The organism is Rhizorhabdus sp. P4_G6 (assembly GCF_056401045.1).
Genome location: NZ_JBFUKC010000015.1, coordinates 1 through 15,053 on the forward strand (window position 1 = coordinate 1; position 15,053 = coordinate 15,053).

General features: G+C 61.1%; 11 protein-coding genes and 1 pseudogene. 7 read left to right on the forward strand and 5 right to left on the reverse strand.

Going from position 1 to position 15,053, the window contains the following annotated elements:
- Both AC1DPF_RS14585 and AC1DPF_RS14590 read left to right on the forward strand, forming a co-directional pair.
- Positions 1 to 264, forward strand: a 264-nt coding sequence (locus AC1DPF_RS14585) for an enoyl-CoA hydratase-related protein (protein ID WP_477962071.1), incomplete at its 5' end; no start/stop codon positions are given.
- An 11-nt stretch (positions 265 to 275) separates the two neighbouring features.
- Complete coding sequence (locus tag AC1DPF_RS14590) at positions 276 to 1,937, forward strand: AMP-binding protein (RefSeq protein WP_477962072.1); 1,662 nt, start codon at positions 276 to 278, stop codon at positions 1,935 to 1,937.
- Between the two features lie 49 nt (positions 1,938 to 1,986).
- Here the strand turns inward: AC1DPF_RS14590 and AC1DPF_RS14595 are convergent, their stop codons facing one another.
- Positions 1,987 to 2,781, reverse strand: coding sequence for an SDR family oxidoreductase (locus AC1DPF_RS14595; protein WP_477962074.1), 795 nt, complete (start codon positions 2,779 to 2,781; stop codon positions 1,987 to 1,989).
- A 172-nt stretch (positions 2,782 to 2,953) separates the two neighbouring features.
- Here AC1DPF_RS14595 and AC1DPF_RS14600 point away from each other — a divergent pair, with 172 nt between their 5' ends.
- The 3 genes from AC1DPF_RS14600 (at position 2,954) to AC1DPF_RS14610 (ending at position 6,702) form a co-directional block, all read left to right on the forward strand.
- A complete protein-coding gene (locus AC1DPF_RS14600) occupies positions 2,954 to 4,690 on the forward strand; it encodes an enoyl-CoA hydratase-related protein (RefSeq protein ID WP_477962076.1) in 1,737 nt (578 codons plus the stop codon).
- Positions 4,691 to 4,888: 198 nt separating this feature from the next.
- On the forward strand, positions 4,889 to 6,181 hold the full coding sequence (locus AC1DPF_RS14605; RefSeq protein WP_477869316.1) for an aromatic ring-hydroxylating oxygenase subunit alpha: 1,293 nt from the start codon (positions 4,889 to 4,891) through the stop codon (positions 6,179 to 6,181).
- On the forward strand, positions 6,181 to 6,702 hold the full coding sequence (locus AC1DPF_RS14610) for an aromatic-ring-hydroxylating dioxygenase subunit beta (protein WP_477962078.1): 522 nt from the start codon (positions 6,181 to 6,183) through the stop codon (positions 6,700 to 6,702). Before AC1DPF_RS14605 ends, AC1DPF_RS14610 begins: the two co-directional genes overlap by 1 nt.
- Positions 6,703 to 6,820: 118 nt before the next feature.
- Here the strand turns inward: AC1DPF_RS14610 and AC1DPF_RS14615 are convergent, their stop codons facing one another.
- A complete protein-coding gene (locus tag AC1DPF_RS14615) occupies positions 6,821 to 7,900 on the reverse strand; it encodes a phosphotransferase (protein WP_477869320.1) in 1,080 nt (359 codons plus the stop codon).
- A gap of 623 nt (positions 7,901 to 8,523) precedes the next feature.
- On the opposite strand from AC1DPF_RS14615, the gene AC1DPF_RS14620 reads away from it, so the two are divergent.
- Together AC1DPF_RS14620 and AC1DPF_RS14625 are read left to right on the forward strand one after the other, a co-directional pair.
- The gene (locus AC1DPF_RS14620; protein WP_477869322.1) at positions 8,524 to 9,726 is read left to right on the forward strand and encodes a sulfotransferase family protein; all 1,203 of its coding nucleotides are present in this window, start codon (positions 8,524 to 8,526) and stop codon (positions 9,724 to 9,726) included.
- A 287-nt stretch (positions 9,727 to 10,013) separates the two neighbouring features.
- The gene (locus tag AC1DPF_RS14625; protein ID WP_477962080.1) at positions 10,014 to 11,012 is read left to right on the forward strand and encodes a DUF1214 domain-containing protein; all 999 of its coding nucleotides are present in this window, start codon (positions 10,014 to 10,016) and stop codon (positions 11,010 to 11,012) included.
- Positions 11,013 to 11,353: 341 nt separating this feature from the next.
- On the opposite strand, the gene AC1DPF_RS14630 is transcribed toward AC1DPF_RS14625, so the two are convergent.
- The 3 genes and pseudogenes from AC1DPF_RS14630 to AC1DPF_RS14640 all read right to left on the reverse strand — a co-directional run bounded on the left by AC1DPF_RS14630 (position 11,354) and on the right by AC1DPF_RS14640 (position 15,020).
- Entirely contained in the window at positions 11,354 to 11,881 is a 528-nt protein-coding gene (locus tag AC1DPF_RS14630; protein WP_477962082.1) for a nuclear transport factor 2 family protein, read from the reverse strand.
- Positions 11,882 to 11,907: 26 nt separating this feature from the next.
- Positions 11,908 to 13,299 (reverse strand): annotated as a pseudogene (locus AC1DPF_RS14635) (FAD-dependent oxidoreductase); the annotation flags it as partial.
- A gap of 26 nt (positions 13,300 to 13,325) precedes the next feature.
- Positions 13,326 to 15,020, reverse strand: coding sequence for an FAD-dependent monooxygenase (locus tag AC1DPF_RS14640; RefSeq protein WP_477962084.1), 1,695 nt, complete (start codon positions 15,018 to 15,020; stop codon positions 13,326 to 13,328).
- Positions 15,021 to 15,053: the final 33 nt, after the last annotated feature.

Below are 15,053 nucleotides of genomic sequence, written 5' to 3' on the forward strand. Positions count from 1 at the left end.
TGGGGTCTGGTGAACGCTGTGGTTCCGGGGGATCAGCTGGATGCCGAAGTCCGGAAATGGTGCGATGAATTGTTGGCGCTCAGTCCCACGGCGCTGAAGACAGTCAAGTCCTCGTTCAAGGATCACATGCTTCCCTACATGGGCAAGAACGTCTCGGACGTCGTGATGGAAATCGCCCCAGGCTTCTTCGAAACCGGAGAGCCGGAAGAAGGGGGACGCGCCTTCATGGAAAAGCGCAAGCCCGACTTTTCCCGTTTTCGCTAGGAGCCAGACCGATGACGATGGACCTTCCGCTCACGTCTCCCGAAAAAGCCAGCGAATATCGTGCCGCAGGATTGTGGCAGGATGTCACCCTGAGTGAGCGCTTCTTTGCCCAAGCCGATCGCCATGCCGACAAGGTGGCGATCATCGTGGGTGCCCGGCGCGTCACTTACCGAGAGCTCCGACGTGACATCCTGAGCGCCGCCAGCGGTCTGTTGGCCGAGGGATTCCAGCCCGGTGACGTAATCGCCGGCCAATTGCCCAACAGCTACGAGATTCCCTTGCTGCACCTGGCGTGCAACAGCTTGGGCATGCTGTACATGCCGCTGCATGACAGTTGGCGGCAGCTGGAAGTGGGGCATCTGCTTGCTCAGGCCCAGGTCAAAGCGATCGTCTCTCGCAAGGTTTACCGAGACTTCGACTTTGCCGATATGATCGCGGAGCTGAGGTCCGATCTTCCGGACATTAAGGTGCATTTTGTAATCGGTGCGGAGGAGGAGGCTGACGGGGTCAAGCCGTTTGACACGCTCATCGCGGCAGAGCCATTGGACGAAGCGCGGATCGCCTCGCTCCGGCCGGATGCAGACTATCCGGCTGCCGTGATGCTGTCGAGCGGGACTACGGCGATCTCGAAGATCAGCCGCTTTTCGAGCAATGACCTGCTGACCATGCTGAACGTCGCCAGGGAAGGCGCGCGCTTAGGTGAAAACGACATCGCGGCAGCGCTCGCGCCGGCCGGAACCGGCGCGACCGGCTATGTCTATCCTGTCCTGATGCCCCTGCTGGCCGGAGCCACTTCGGCGATTTTGCCGCGCTGGGGCGATCCCGAAGCCGCCGCCGATCTGATCGTGAACGAGCGCTGCACCTATGTGACGGCAATTCCGGCCCAGCTCATCAAGCTTCTGCCTATCTTGCGGGCGAGATCGCGGGATGATTTCCGCAACCTGCGCGTCATCACCAATGCCGGCGCGCCGCTTCCGTATGAAGCTGCGCGCGAGGTCGAGGAACTGACGGGCGCTATCATCCAGAGCATTTATGGTGCCACGGACGCCGGAACACCGACGCTGACGACCGTTGATGACTCACGGGAAAAGCGGCTTGGCACTGTGGGGCGCGTTGTCCCCGGTTGCGAGTGCGAAATTCGCGATTCCGGCGGGACCGCATTGCCGGCGGGATCGGTCGGCGAAGTGACCTGGCGGGGTGCCGACAAGTCCTGGGGGTACCTGGGTGCGGCTGACCAGACAAAGGCGGTGTTCACTGAGGACCACTTCTACAAGAGCGGCGATATGGGCCAGTTCGACGAAGATGGCTATCTCAAGATCGTCGGCCGGATCAAGGACATGATCCTGCGGGGCGGCCGCAATGTTTCCCCGCTCGTGATCGAAGAGGCGCTGAGCAGGCATCCCGACGTGCAGGATGTCGCCGTGGCGCCGATGCCCGATCCGGTACTCGGCGAACGGGCCTGCGTCTTCGTCATCCCGACGCCGGAAGCGAAGCTGGAACTCGACATATTGCTGGATTTCCTGCGCGCGGAGGGCCTTGCGACCTGGCAGCTGCCAGAGCGGCTCGAGCTCATGGACGAGTTTCCGCGGTCGGCGGGCGGCAAAACGCTCAAGCGCGACCTTACAGCCATGATCACGGAAAAGCTCAAGCTCGAAGCGGTGAACGGAGGTTGAGAAAACGACTGGCGGCGGGGCTACGGCCTCGTCGGGTCCAAAGAGCTCATCAAGCGCGCCGCAATGCCGCCTTTATGGCGGCGGTTCGTGTGTCGATCCGATGTTCGAGCTCGGGATGGGTGAAGATCCAGAACTCGTCGGTTCCCAGCGCGTCGGCGGTCTGCCTTGCGACAACCTCAGGGTCCTTGCCGTTGCGGATTGCAGCCGCCTGCGCTGCCATGTCCCGGCTCGGAAAGGTTTCCGGCGCGCGCGCGGCATTACCGTCGATGAGGTTGGACTTCACCGACGCTGGCATGATCACCGAGACTTTGACGTGATGGTCGGCCATTTCGGCGCGCAGGCATTCGCACAATCCGACGATCGCAGACTTGGTGGCGATATAGATGGCCGAACCCGCCGGCGGTGCAAAAATGGACATCGACGAGGTGGCGATGACGTGCCCCGGTTGACCGGAGGCCAGAATGCGCCGTGCGCCATGCGACAGGCCATAGAATGCGCCGTCGAGGTTGACCCCGCGTGACCATTCCCACAACGCCGACGGTGTTTCGCTCAAGGGCAGGACACTGCCGGAAACACCTGCATTGCTCACCATCACGGCCAACGGCCCATGCCGTGCCTCGGCGGTGTCCAACGCCGAGATCCAGTTGGCTTCGTCGCGAACATCGAGCTGCACGGCAGATGCGCCTGGAATTCCCGCCGCAACCCGCTCGACGTCGGCCAGTTGTCGGCTGGCAAGAACGACCCGCATGCCTCGCCGGCCGAATTCCTCGGCGATGGCGCGCCCGATGCCGCTGGAGGCGCCGCTGACGAAAGCGGTCTTTCCGGCAAATGGACAATCCCTCATGGCCTGCTCCCTTGTGCTCAAGTCGGATTTCTACTGCGCTTCGCTTACCGTTGATAATATATCTAGTTCACGTGTTCTAGATACCGCTGGCCCCCAACGATGCAATAGGCCATCCTTGGCGCGCGCCCGGCGCATGCCGACGGTCCCAAAACGAATCTAGGAAGGGAATTGCATGGCCGCCGTTCTTCAACTCCGCCGGGATGGCCCAATCGGCATCATCAGGATCGACGAGCCGCCGGTCAACGTGCTTAGCGTTACCGTCCGTCAGGCAATTATCGATGGTTTTGCAGCCATGCGGCCCGATCCCTCGGTCGAGGCGATCATTTTGCTGTGCGGCGGGCGAACATTCATCGCCGGCTTCGACATCACCGAATTCAGAGGCGGATTGCAGGAGCCGGCCTTGCAGCTGGTGCTTGACGCCGTGGAGAACTCTGGAAAGCCCACTGTCGCTGCGATCCACGGTACGGCGCTTGGCGGCGGGTTCGAACTGGCGATGTTATGCAGCCACCGCATCGCCGTCCCCTCCGCAGCGGTCGGATTGCCCGAGGTCAAGATCGGATTGATGCCGGGTGCCGGCGGTACGCAGCGATTGCCGCGCATAGTGGGCCCCGAACTGGCGCTTGAGCTGATGACCAGCGGGCGACAGGTGGGCGCCACAGAGGCGCTGAAGCTGGGTCTGATCGACTGCCTGGCGGGGGAAGGTCAGCTCGAAGCAGACGCGATTACGTTCGCGCGCCGGATACTCGCGGCAGGTGGGCCCTTGCCTCTGATCCGCAATCGACAGGAACTGGTCGAACCGATGCGGGGCAAGCCGGAGTTCTTCGCGGCCTTTCGCGACAGCAAGGCGGTCGAATTCCGCGGCTTCAATGCGCCAGAGGCGATCATCAAGGCGGTTGAGGCCGCGGTGGAACTGCCAATTGCCGAAGGACTCCAGCGCGAATACGAGCTCTCCTACGCGTTGGTGAACACCCGCGAGAGCCTCGCCCAGCGCCATGCGTTTTTTGCGGAGCGACGTGCAGCGAAGGTTCCCGACCTGCCTTCGGCCGGTGCAATCCGGCGGATCAACTCAATCGCCATTTTGGGCAAAGGCGGGCGAGCCGAAGCGACGGCGGGATATTTTGCGGGCGGTGGCCTTCCGGTAAGCGTGATCGACCCGGCGACCTTCGTGTCAAGCCAGGCTGACCTGATTGTCGTCGCCGGCCCGCAGGCTTTGCCCGATGATATTCGGACGGGCGCGATCGTCGTCCTGACCGACGGACTGGCGATGCTCGACGATCTGGCCGCAACCGCCAGCGCTCCGGAAAACCTGTTAGGCCTGCACATGTTTGCTGGCGAAAAGCGGCTGGCAGAAGTCGTCCGCACCAAGCGCAGCGACGCAACCGCGGTTGCGGCGCTGGTGGACCTGTTGCGTAGATCGGGCAAGGTTCCGGTACTTTGCACGCCGTCTCTCGACCTCATCGCCGACCGCCTGTTTACCGTTCTGCGTCATCAGGCGGCACAATTGCGACGCGAAGGCGTGCCTGCCTCAACCATCGACGCTGCCCTGTTCGATTACGGGTTCAGGCCAAGCCTGTTGTTCGGTGAGGCCGACGCTGTTTCGCTGACGCTGGGGCAAACCGACCCCGGGAATATCCTTGAGCGGCTGCTCTATCCAGTGGTGAACGAGGGCGCGAGATTGCTGAAGAAAGGCATTGCCCTTCGTGCATCGGACATCGACACAGCCGCAATTCACGGCTTGGAATGGCCGGTCTACACCGGCGGGCCCATGTTCTGGGCCGATACGGTGGGGCTGGATGCAATCGTAGCCCGGCTGACGGCTGCTACGGAACGGGGGGAGAGCTTACGGCCGRCGCGGCTGCTCGAACAACTGGCCACAGAGGGTCAGGCTTTTTGTTCCCCTGGCTGTTGAAGTTGAGCGCCTCTTTCGGGGGGAGGGCGGCCACATATCCGTCGCCTTCGGGTCCAGAAAAATGGGCCAAGAGTTTATCGCCGGACCCTTTCCGACTGGCACATTCGAACGCTTATACTAAAGTAGGCGAAAGCGTGCTCTGAATTCCAGCCTTGCGCTGCGGTCCGGGTAAAATGTTGGCATTCGCGGGAGATTGTCATGGCGACATCAGCAAAGCACAGCCGCAACGCTGGCCGTTGGGTGCGCGAGGATGCCGGGGCGGGAACATTCAAGGTCAACCGTGAAGTATTTACCAGTCAGGAACTCCTTGATCTGGAGAAAGAGCGGATCTTCGACCGGTCGTGGCTTTACCTCGGACACGCTACGGAGCTGAAGAAGCCGAATGATTACCTTACCCGTTCCGTCGGGGGACGCGAACTGATCTTCAACCGGAACCGCAAGGGTGAATACCAGGCGTTTTTCAACGTGTGTCCGCACCGCGGGGCGCAGGTCGTTCGCCAGCCGACAGGGAACGCGATCAGCTTCAAGTGCTTCTACCATGGCTGGGCGTTCAACAACAACGGCAAGTTCGCGACCAAGTCCAGTCCCAAGACCTATCCCGAAGGTTTCGATTGCGATGGCTCGGTAGATTTGCCGCGGGTGCCGCGGCTCGAGTCCTACCGCGACTTCTTCTTCATCAGCTACGATGCGAACATCGTGCCTCTGCCTGAATATCTTGCTGGCGTGACCGATATCCTCGATTTGATAGGCGACCAGTCGCCCAACGGCATGGAAATCGTGAGTGGCACGCAGGAATACAGCATCCGCGCCAACTGGAAGCTTTTGTGCGAGAACAGCTACGACGGTTTTCACGCTGCCGAGACGCACGAGACCTACTTCGACTATCTCGTCGATGAGCTCGGCGGTATCGACGCCGTCGACTTCAAGTCACTCGAGGAGTGCAACGGCATCCTCGACCTCGGAAACGGCCACGCCGCCACCCAGGTCAAAGCCCCATGGGGGCGCCCGGTGGCGCGGACCATTCCCACTTGGGGCGAGAAAGGAAGGGCTGACGAGGAGCGGCTGGTCGCAGAACTTGTCGAGCGCGTCGGCCCGGAACGCGCCCTGATGATCGCCGATCGGGATCGGAACACGGTGATATTCCCCAATCTCGTGGTGAATGACATCATGGCAATTACCGTCCGCACGTTCTTCCCCGTGGCGCCGGATCTGATGTTGGTCCGCTCGTGGGCGCTGGCGCCGATCGGCGAGGAGCCGGAGGTGCGGCATCGCCGTCTCAACAATTTCCTCGAGTTTCTGGGGCCTGGCGGCTTCGCCACCCCTGACGACGTTGAGGCCCTGGAATCGGCGCAGCGCGGCTACGGGGCGCTCAAGTTTGCACCGTGGAATGATATTTCGCGCGGGATGCTGCGCGAAACCCCTCGCCATGATGACGAGGCGCAGATGAGGGCATTCTGGCGTGAATGGAAACGCCGGATGGAGGGCGAATAATGGCTGTGAAGGATGCGGCGGAAGTCCGGCCCGGGTTGAAGCCGCGGACGCGTTCCGAGTATGAGGATTTCCTCTACAATGAGGCCGCCCTGCTCGACGACTGGAGGCTGGACGACTGGCTGGCGCTGTTCACGCCCGATTCGGTCTACGAGGTGCCGACGATGGGAAAGGGCTTGGAGACCGGCCCCGACAACACTTTGTATTACGTTGCCGACGATTACCGCCGGCTGCAGCATCGCGTGAAACGGCTGAACAAGCCAACCGCGCACGCAGAATGGCCGCATTCGACCACCGTTCGCGCGGTGCACAACGTGCGAATTCTAGGTGTTGAGGAGCGTGGCGTTCACGTCACCTGCAGCTTCACGACCTATCGCTCCAAGCACAGCGTGACCGATACCTATATCGGCCATGCACATTACTGGCTGATCGATGTGGATGGAGAAATTCACATATCCGGTAAGCGTGTGCTGCTTGGGATGAACAGCCTTCAGCCACACGGCAAAGTCAGCATCATTCTCTGACTGCATGCCGGGGACACCCATGCGCTGCCCACAGCATGTTGCCCGGTTCGGTTCAGTAGGGCGGCAGCCGACCTCCGGGGAGGCTCGCCGGCCGCGTCATTTTCATTTCCGTTCCCACTCAGTTGGAGCGCTTGATCCCCAGCGCATCAAGTACATCCAGATCTTCCGCAGCTTGCGAGAAGCGATAGGAGTACAAAATCGTATTGGCCTCGGGCATCTGCTCGTGCGGGGTCGGAACAGCCACCGCCAGCCCATGCATCATCTGTCGCCGGTGCTCCAGCCATGCGTCATCAAAGCTTGGCGCTTCGCCGCAATATGCGCCCAGGGCACCCAGATAATGACGGAGCAGGTCCCGTTCATTGGCTCTCCGGTCTTCGATGGAAAGTGCGCAGGTCATGAAGTAGGAGACATCGTGCCCCCATCTGCCAGGCATGCTGCATTGCCAGTCGAGTATGCCGGGTGCGGAGTCGGTTTCGTAATAGCTGTTCCCGACATGCAGGTCCGCATGAACGTAGGTCTGCGGCTGGCTGTCGTTCAGTTCCCACAACCTGTCGACGGCGCGCTCGACCAGGTCCCCGTCGCGCATTCCGGCAGGCATGTAGGCAGCCGCCGGCATGTCCATCACCTGATTCCACCAGCTGCGACGCAACTGCCACTTCATGAAGACGCGCAAAGGTTCTTTCTGGGCGGTGTAATTCCCAAGCCGCGGGTCGTTCCACCAACGGCCGTGATACTCTCCCATGAGTTCGAGCATTGCCGCCACCCTGTCGGGCGTGATGGGCCGGTTAGGCGCGCCGAAGGTCGCGCCTCTGGCTGTAAGGTCCTCCAGCAAAACGATACCCTGGCGGCTTCTCTCATCGAACTGCGCGAAATAGCAGCGCGGGATGTTGATCTTCAATTCCGGAGCGATTTCCGTGAAGAAGCGCACCTCGATCGCCAGACCACCCCAAATCCGCTTGAGCACGCGAGGGTCGAAGCCCCCTTTGATGTACATCTGCGGGGGGAGTCCAGCACGTTGCCCTGCATCGTTATACTGGAGGCGCAAGCGCGCCTTGCTCGACGTCGTGTGCATTCCGCTATCGATTGCGAATGAAGTGACTTCGACACCCGGATAGCGTTGTGACAAGGCTTGGCTCAGCCATTCCCTCCCGATTTCCTCGAATGTGAGCGGGAGCGGGATTTTCTCGGCGGTTAGCATTATCTTCTCCATGGCCAAGACTTTTTAGTGCTAGTAAAGTTTTAATCATTCACGCTGGTCGCACCAACCTTGGAGGTCAAGCCGCGGTCAGACGGTTAACGCGTATGTGGCCGACCATCGAGCCCCTCGACATGGTCGCATGACTCAAACAAAACTGCCTCCCGGAAAGCCCGGGCGGTTCAGTTCCGCGCCAACATCACATATAGTTGAAACCTGAGGTGCGACCGTTGCGGAGTTAATACGTTCGCTCTAGGCGTGCCGTGAGTCCGATCTGTCGGAGAGGATATGAACCTCCATGTCAAACTTGCCATTGGCACGGGGGCAATCGCGGTGGCATGCAGTAAGATGCTGAGCAACGGTGCCGGAAGTCTGGCGCTCAGCTTCGTCGTGAACGCGTTCCCCTCTGGCCGCTGCTGGACGCATCATTGGCAGCAATCGGAATTGCAGGCCGGTCGCCCGATAGGCATCACAAAGCGCTGCAGTTCCTGTCCAAGAGTCTTCGGACGCGCCCGGCCCGACCGAACCGGTGAATCCTGGAAAATTTGCTGTCGCCGCGCGTCGGCACGAGCCGGCCAGGGGCACGAAGTCTGCTCGAACATGTTTTGAACAGGGAGAATACCGCAATGCTCGTTTCCCATGTAGAACTGGCCAGCGCTCTCGACGCCGACAAGCTGCTCGCCGAGGCGCGGCAGATTTCCGGCCTGACCGATTTCGGCGACGAGAGGTTCATCGTTGCGCTGCGCCGAATGACTGAATGCTACATCCAGGATGTGCAAGTCGACCAGGAAGGTCTTCGCCTCTTACGCGACACCATCGTGAGGCAACTGGTCAACCGCGCGCGCTTCGCAGCTGATCTCAAGGCCCACCCAGAAATTCGCGAGGAGGACGTCAGTGATCCGATCGTGATCCTCGGCATGCCCCGGTCGGGCACGACCAAGACGCACCGCATGCTCGGCGCCGATCCCAACCTGCTCAAGACCTTCATGTGGCAGCTGGTCAATCCCGCGCCGTTCCCCGATTGGAATGGTCAGGGGCGTGACCCTCGAATTGCCGCCGCTCGCGCAGATGATCCGCTGATCGAGGCCAACGACAGCAATCCCGAGTTGCGCGCCGGCCACCATTATGGCGAGGAAGAAGTGCAGTCCGATCTCTGGCTGCTCGGCCTGACTTTCAACGACAATTTTTGGAGCAGTTGGCGCCCACCATCACCGTCTTATTACCACTACCTGATTGATCGGACTTACCCTTCGGACCGTGACAATCACGAATATGCGGCCGACCTCTACCGGTACCTCCAGTGGCAGCAGGGCGGACGAAAAGGCCGACGCTGGCTGTTCAAGAACGAGTCGCTGCTCAATTCCGCGCACGACTTCCTGACATCGCACCCCAGGGCCACGTTCATCCATATCCACCGCGATCCGCACGTCTCGATCCCTTCGCTGCTCAAGCTGGGCACGGAGTTCTCGCGACCATATTTCGCCGAGATCGAGGCACGGGATATCGCCCACACGGTGGTGGACCGGTTCTCGCGCTATGCGCACCGCTACATGGCGATCCGGGATGAGTACCAGTTGGGCGACCGGATCATGGACGTGCAGTACGAACAGATCCGGAGCAATCCGATGCCTGCCTTCCGCGAGCTTTATGAGCGAGCCGGACATGTACTGACCCCTGAGTCCGAACAGCGGATGATCGGCTGGGAGACTGCCAACGAGCAGGGAAAGCACGGCGCGCACAAATATTCGCTCGCCGACTTCGGCCTGACCGACCGCGTGATTGACCAGTACTTCGGCGAATATATTCGTCGTTTCATTCAGCGCGGCTGACCAGACAACCAGCTATCGGCGGCAGTCTTCACGCTACCGGATAGCCAACGGACGCCGCCACTCCCGCGTCATCAGAAGGGAACGACATGGTTGAGGACCGGACATACGGCCAGGCGCAGTGGAGCGCCTTCATCGATACGCTCGCTGCGGGAGGTGCCGAGGTCTATCGTGTCTCGACTCCTGGCCGATCGGTCGAAGAGCAGAGCCAGGTCACCCAGGCGCTGACCTGGGCACTGATCGCGGAGCTGCAGTCGCTCGCCAGTATCGACCGTGACCATCCGCGCTGGTTGACTCTGCTCAACCACGAGATGCGCCGTTTCAATTCCAACGCCGACAATACCTACGAAGTCGCCTATATTCGTGGCAGCGGCACCTATCGCATCTTTGGCAAGCGCGGGACGACCAAGCTGATGTACCTGCAGGTCGGCGCTGGCACGCTCGGCGTGGGCGATCTCACGCGTCACAAGATGCTTGGAGACCTCAACGTCGACGATTGCGAAATCGCTGATGACGGCACTTTCGAGGTCATCCTCAGCCCCCAACGCCCGGCCGGATACACGGGTGCATGGATGCAGCTCGATCCGACGCGCGACGATTCATTTGTTTGGGTGCGGCAGGTCTCTTACGACTGGCTGAACGAGATTGATGGCCAGCTGTCGATCATGCGCCTCGACCAGCCGATCGCCAAGCAGGAGCTCGCCGCCCAGCAATTTGCGGAGAACCTTGTATTCACCGCCGAGTCGGTGCGCGATGACGTGCTCGCAATGCTTCGGGTAATGAACGAGCAGATCGAGGGCGTCGAGGTCAACAAGTTCGCCGACGTCTCGGGGAGCTTCGGCAGCGCCGGCATTTCAGGTCAGGCCTATACACATGGCGTGATTGAGGTCACCGACGACGAAGCCTGGATTGCTGAATGCACGATCCCGGATGGATGCACCTACTGGAGTGTCCAATTGATGGACTATGCCTATAGCGCGCTGAACGGGATGTATGCGCAGACCAGTATCAACGGCCATACGGCGGTTGCCGATCCTGACGGGGTTGTTCGAATCGTGGTGAGCGCCAGGGATACCGGAGCGGCCAACTGGCTCGATACCCTGGGGCTCGAACGGGTCCAGATCCGCTTCCGCTGGTTTGCCTCGTCGGCGCCCGAAATCACTTCGAAGGTGGTTCGGCTCGATCAGCTCGATCAGGCGCTCCCCGCAAATACGGCGCGAGTGACCGCGCACCAGCGCCAGGACGCGCTCCGCAAGCGGGTAATCGGCCAGCAGTGGCGCCGCCGCTGAGTGGATGGAGTGGTCAACCTTCCTTGCGAAAACCAAATCGTCACGGGAAGGAGGCCATGGATATGAGCTTAAGGCATCCATCCGGTGAGGGCCGCGCCGAAGTTGGTCAGTCGTTTGCGCGCTTGATGACGCGTTTATGGTCTTGGCGAGATCGTGGTTGCGCGACAGCCTCGCGAGCTGGCTGGTCAGCGAGGCATGAAGCTCGGCGATCAGCGGCGCTCCTGCTGTTGATCGAGCGTTCTGCTGACTGACAGTCTTGCCCGGTCAACAGAAAGGATGATCGTGAGCAATGTGATCTTGCAGCTCGTGCGACCTTTCCCAACCGCGAGCAGACTGTGGTGTCAAATTGCAAGATTCTCGATCATGAACTGCCCGGCGATCGGCCGGCCGAAGGCGTGGGCAGACGTGATCGGGTTATAGTATTCCCGATAGCGGCGGACCTTGCCTCCGGCGAAATCGACGCGCAGGACGTAACGGTTGCGATACTCGGTGCCGGATTGCATGGTGATGTCGCCACGCGCTTCGAGGAAGAGCCGGGAGCCATCGGGGTTTACCGTCAGGTCCATGTCGGTGAAGGGGCGCATTTCGCCCTCGAAGGTTGAAGCTATCCGCCAGAATTCGAGGCAGGCGGGGATGCCTTCATAGACGCGGTAGAAACCGGCTTCGGTGCGGCCGCTTTCATTGAATGGCAATTCGATGATGATGTCCTCGTGCATCAGGCTTTCGAGCAGTGCGAAATCGTCAGTCTCGATCCCGAGGTGCCATGACCGCAGAGTCGCCAGCGCCCGGGCACGCCCTTCTGGATCATCGAGCGGGCTCACGAAGTCCGCGAGAATGGCATCAACGTGAGTGGTATGCTGCGCGGTCATCGGCTGGTTCCCAGAAGAAATCGAGTTCAGGCGGCAGGATAGGCTGCGGCTGCCCGACCGGCCAGCATGCCAAATGTCGCGGAGGATGAAAGCGAAGTGCCGCTGTAGTAGCCAGCTCCGTGGAACCCGCCTACCACCTCGCCGGCCGCGAACAGCCCGGGGATCGGTTCGCCCAACCAGTCGACGACGGCCATGTCGCCGTTGCTGGTGATGCCGCCATAGGTGGTTGTCAGCGCGTTGGCCGTGGCGGCGATGCAATATGGCGCGGTGTCGACCGGCATCAAATTGCGGGTACGGCCGAAATCGGGGTCAATGCCATTGCGGGCATTGGCATTGTAGCGCTCGATCGTACGTTCGAGCGCGGCCGGGTCGAGCTGCATATGCGCCGCCAGTTCGGCAATCGTGTCGGCGGTGCGGATATAGCCGGCGGCAATGCCTTCCGGATAGTTGTTGACCGTACTGTCTTCGAGCGTAGTTGCCAGCACCTTGTCATCGAAGATCTGGAAAGCGACACCGCCCGGCTGGGCCATTCCGGCATTGCCGAGTGCCTTGTAGGTCTGGCCCTCGTTGACGAAGCGCTCGCCGGCGGAATTGACCATGATCCCGCCCGACAAGAAGCTGAACAGCAGCGGCGGCACTTCGTCTGCTCCCTGGACGCCGTGCGGATAGTTGCGGATTGCACCGCCAAATGAGCCGCTGACGTAGCCAAGATCGGCAAGGCCAGCGCCGAGGTCGCACGCCATCATCATGCCATCGCCGGTGTTGGCGACGCCGCCGTGCTTGACCGCATCGAGCAGTTCCGGGGCAAACACGCCAAGTAATTCGCGCGACCGCGAGAAGCCGCCAGTGGCAAGGACGATGGCACGGCGGACCTCGATCTCGATAACCTGGTCGCCGAACGCGACGATAACCTGGCAGACGCGGCCGCTATCGGCGTCGCGCAACAGCTTCATTCCGGCGCACTTGGAGGCAAAGGTGATATTGGCGTGTGCGCGCGCCGCCATGTGCAAGTTGGTTATGACCCGGCCGGTGCCGGTCTCATGTAGGCAGCGATCCAGCGGGCTGAGTTTGAACTTGGCCCCATTCGCCTTCAGGAACTCGTATGCTTCGAGCTGATGATAGGCAAAGGCATCGACGAGCACGGGGTTGTTCCGGTTCTTGCCCGAAGTGAACAACTTCTCACGCAGATCTTCGGGGCCTTCATCATAGCCCGCTGCGATCATCAGGTCGGTGCCAGCGAAGATGAATCCCCCGCCGGCCATTGCGGAACTGCCTCCCGGCTGGGATGCCTTTTCGAGCAGTAGGACTTGCGCACCAGCGTCGGCCGCGGCCAGGGCTGCCGCATGGCCGGCAATACCTGCGCCGAGAATGACGACATCGGCTGCGTTGGGGATTTCCCCTGTTTCGCGCATCATTTGCCTGTTCTCCCTTTCAGGCTCTTAAATCAGGGCCGAAAACCCGGGCCATGTCCGGTAACGACGCGGGCGACTTCATTGATTGAATCGGGGTAGCCCGTTTCCCGCCAGGCGATGTGAAGGTCAGGTCGTATCAGCAGGACAGAAGCCTTTAGAGTCTCTCGGACGTGCGGCTCGTCGAGGCGGATGACTTCGAGCGGCGCGCCGATTTCAGCGAAGGCCGCTTCCATCGCAGCACTGTCATAAGTTCCTGAAAGATCTAGCAGAGTGTAGCCGCTGCCGAACARGTCCTGCATGGCCCCCCCATCCTTCAACCACATATGCGGTATTCGGATACCCGGTCGGCTGTGCGGGACAATCCGGCTGAATTCCCAGTGCGGCATGTTGCCCGGTTCATGGGCGACAATGGTTGAACCAGCGTAGGAATAGCATGTCTCCACGCCGACCATTCCGTGCATGCGGCCTTGCTGCGCGGTGAAGGTGGCGGCAATCCGCGCGCGCGCAGCTTCGCCCGCCGGGCCGAATTCCAGCGTTTCGCGTGTAACAGTCGCTTGCCAGGAGAACGCACCGTCGGCCGCCCAGGTCGAAGCCTCGACATTGCGGATGCCCACCGGGCGCCGTTCTGCCTCGTACGAGTTGAGCAGTTCCGGGCCGCCCCAGCCCTGGATCGTACCGGCGAGTTTCCACGACAGGTCGATGGCATCACCAATTCCTGTGTTCATGCCGAGCCCGCCGGTGGGAATGACGAGATGAATCGAATCACCGGCCATGAACACCCGGTCCTTGCGGAAGGACCGGGCAACCCGAAGGTGGGGGCGCCAGGTCAGAACATGGCTGATCCGGATGTCGCAATCGAACCCGATCAATTCGCGCAGCAGCCTGTGGAAGTCGGTGTCGGCCGGCAGGGGCGAATGCAGCGTGAACTCCTTGCGTGAGCCCTGCGCAACGATCGCATGACCGCCGGTTACGAAGCTATAGTGCCGCCCTTTGGGCACAGCCATCCGCTCGTAGAGATCGTCGGACTTGAAGATCACCTGCCGCAGATCGTTCGGCGCCGAAATCCCTTCAATAGGAATTTCGAGCAGGCTGCGCACAGTGCTGCGGCCGCCATCGCAGCCGACAAGGTAGCGGCAGCGGAACGTCTCGATGGCGCCCGCACCTTCTCCGACCGTTTCTGCATTGAGGTTTTCGGGAGAGGGGGCGATTGGGGTTTCGTCACCTCCGGTACGGCGGGTAGTGACGGTCACTCCGGTCTCATCCTGCTCGAACCCGATCAATTCGAGACCGTATCGGACTACGGTGGTGGGCGTTTCCTCCGCAACCTCGCGTAGCAGGGGTTCGAGATCGTTCTGCGCGACCAGCTGGTAAGGTTCGAGCGGCAAGGTGGCGTCGGTGCACGCCGCGACCTGCGCGCGCTTCTCGTCGACGCAGGGGAAGGGGATGGTGGCGATAGGCGGCTCGTTCATGGTTCTTACCAGGAACACGTCCATCGGGTTGTCGCCCGGATAGCCGAGTGCGCGAACCCGGTCGACTATGCCCATGCGACGAAAGATTTCCATGGTCCGCGCGTTGGAACGGTCCATCTTGGGCCACGGTGCGGTGGTGGGATCCCGTTCCATGATCATCGTACTGATGCCGCGGCGTCCAAGATCGATGGTCATGGTCAGACCCACCGGTCCGGCACCGGCGACGATCACGTCGAAATCATAGTGTTCGCCAGCCATCGCAATCCTTCCCCTATCAAGATATTTTCTGCT

Excerpts from the sequence above, each read along its gene's own strand:
- AC1DPF_RS14590 (WP_477962072.1), top strand. The coding sequence starts at position 276 with ATGACGATGGACCTTCCGCTCACGTCTCCCGAAAAAGCCAGCGAATAT.
- AC1DPF_RS14595 (WP_477962074.1), bottom strand. The coding sequence starts at position 2,781 with ATGAGGGATTGTCCATTTGCCGGAAAGACCGCTTTCGTCAGCGGCGCC.
- AC1DPF_RS14605 (WP_477869316.1), top strand. The coding sequence starts at position 4,889 with ATGGCGACATCAGCAAAGCACAGCCGCAACGCTGGCCGTTGGGTGCGC.
- AC1DPF_RS14610 (WP_477962078.1), top strand. The coding sequence starts at position 6,181 with ATGGCTGTGAAGGATGCGGCGGAAGTCCGGCCCGGGTTGAAGCCGCGG.
- AC1DPF_RS14615 (WP_477869320.1), bottom strand. The coding sequence starts at position 7,900 with ATGCTAACCGCCGAGAAAATCCCGCTCCCGCTCACATTCGAGGAAATC.
- AC1DPF_RS14620 (WP_477869322.1), top strand. The coding sequence starts at position 8,524 with ATGCTCGTTTCCCATGTAGAACTGGCCAGCGCTCTCGACGCCGACAAG.
- AC1DPF_RS14630 (WP_477962082.1), bottom strand. The coding sequence starts at position 11,881 with ATGACCGCGCAGCATACCACTCACGTTGATGCCATTCTCGCGGACTTC.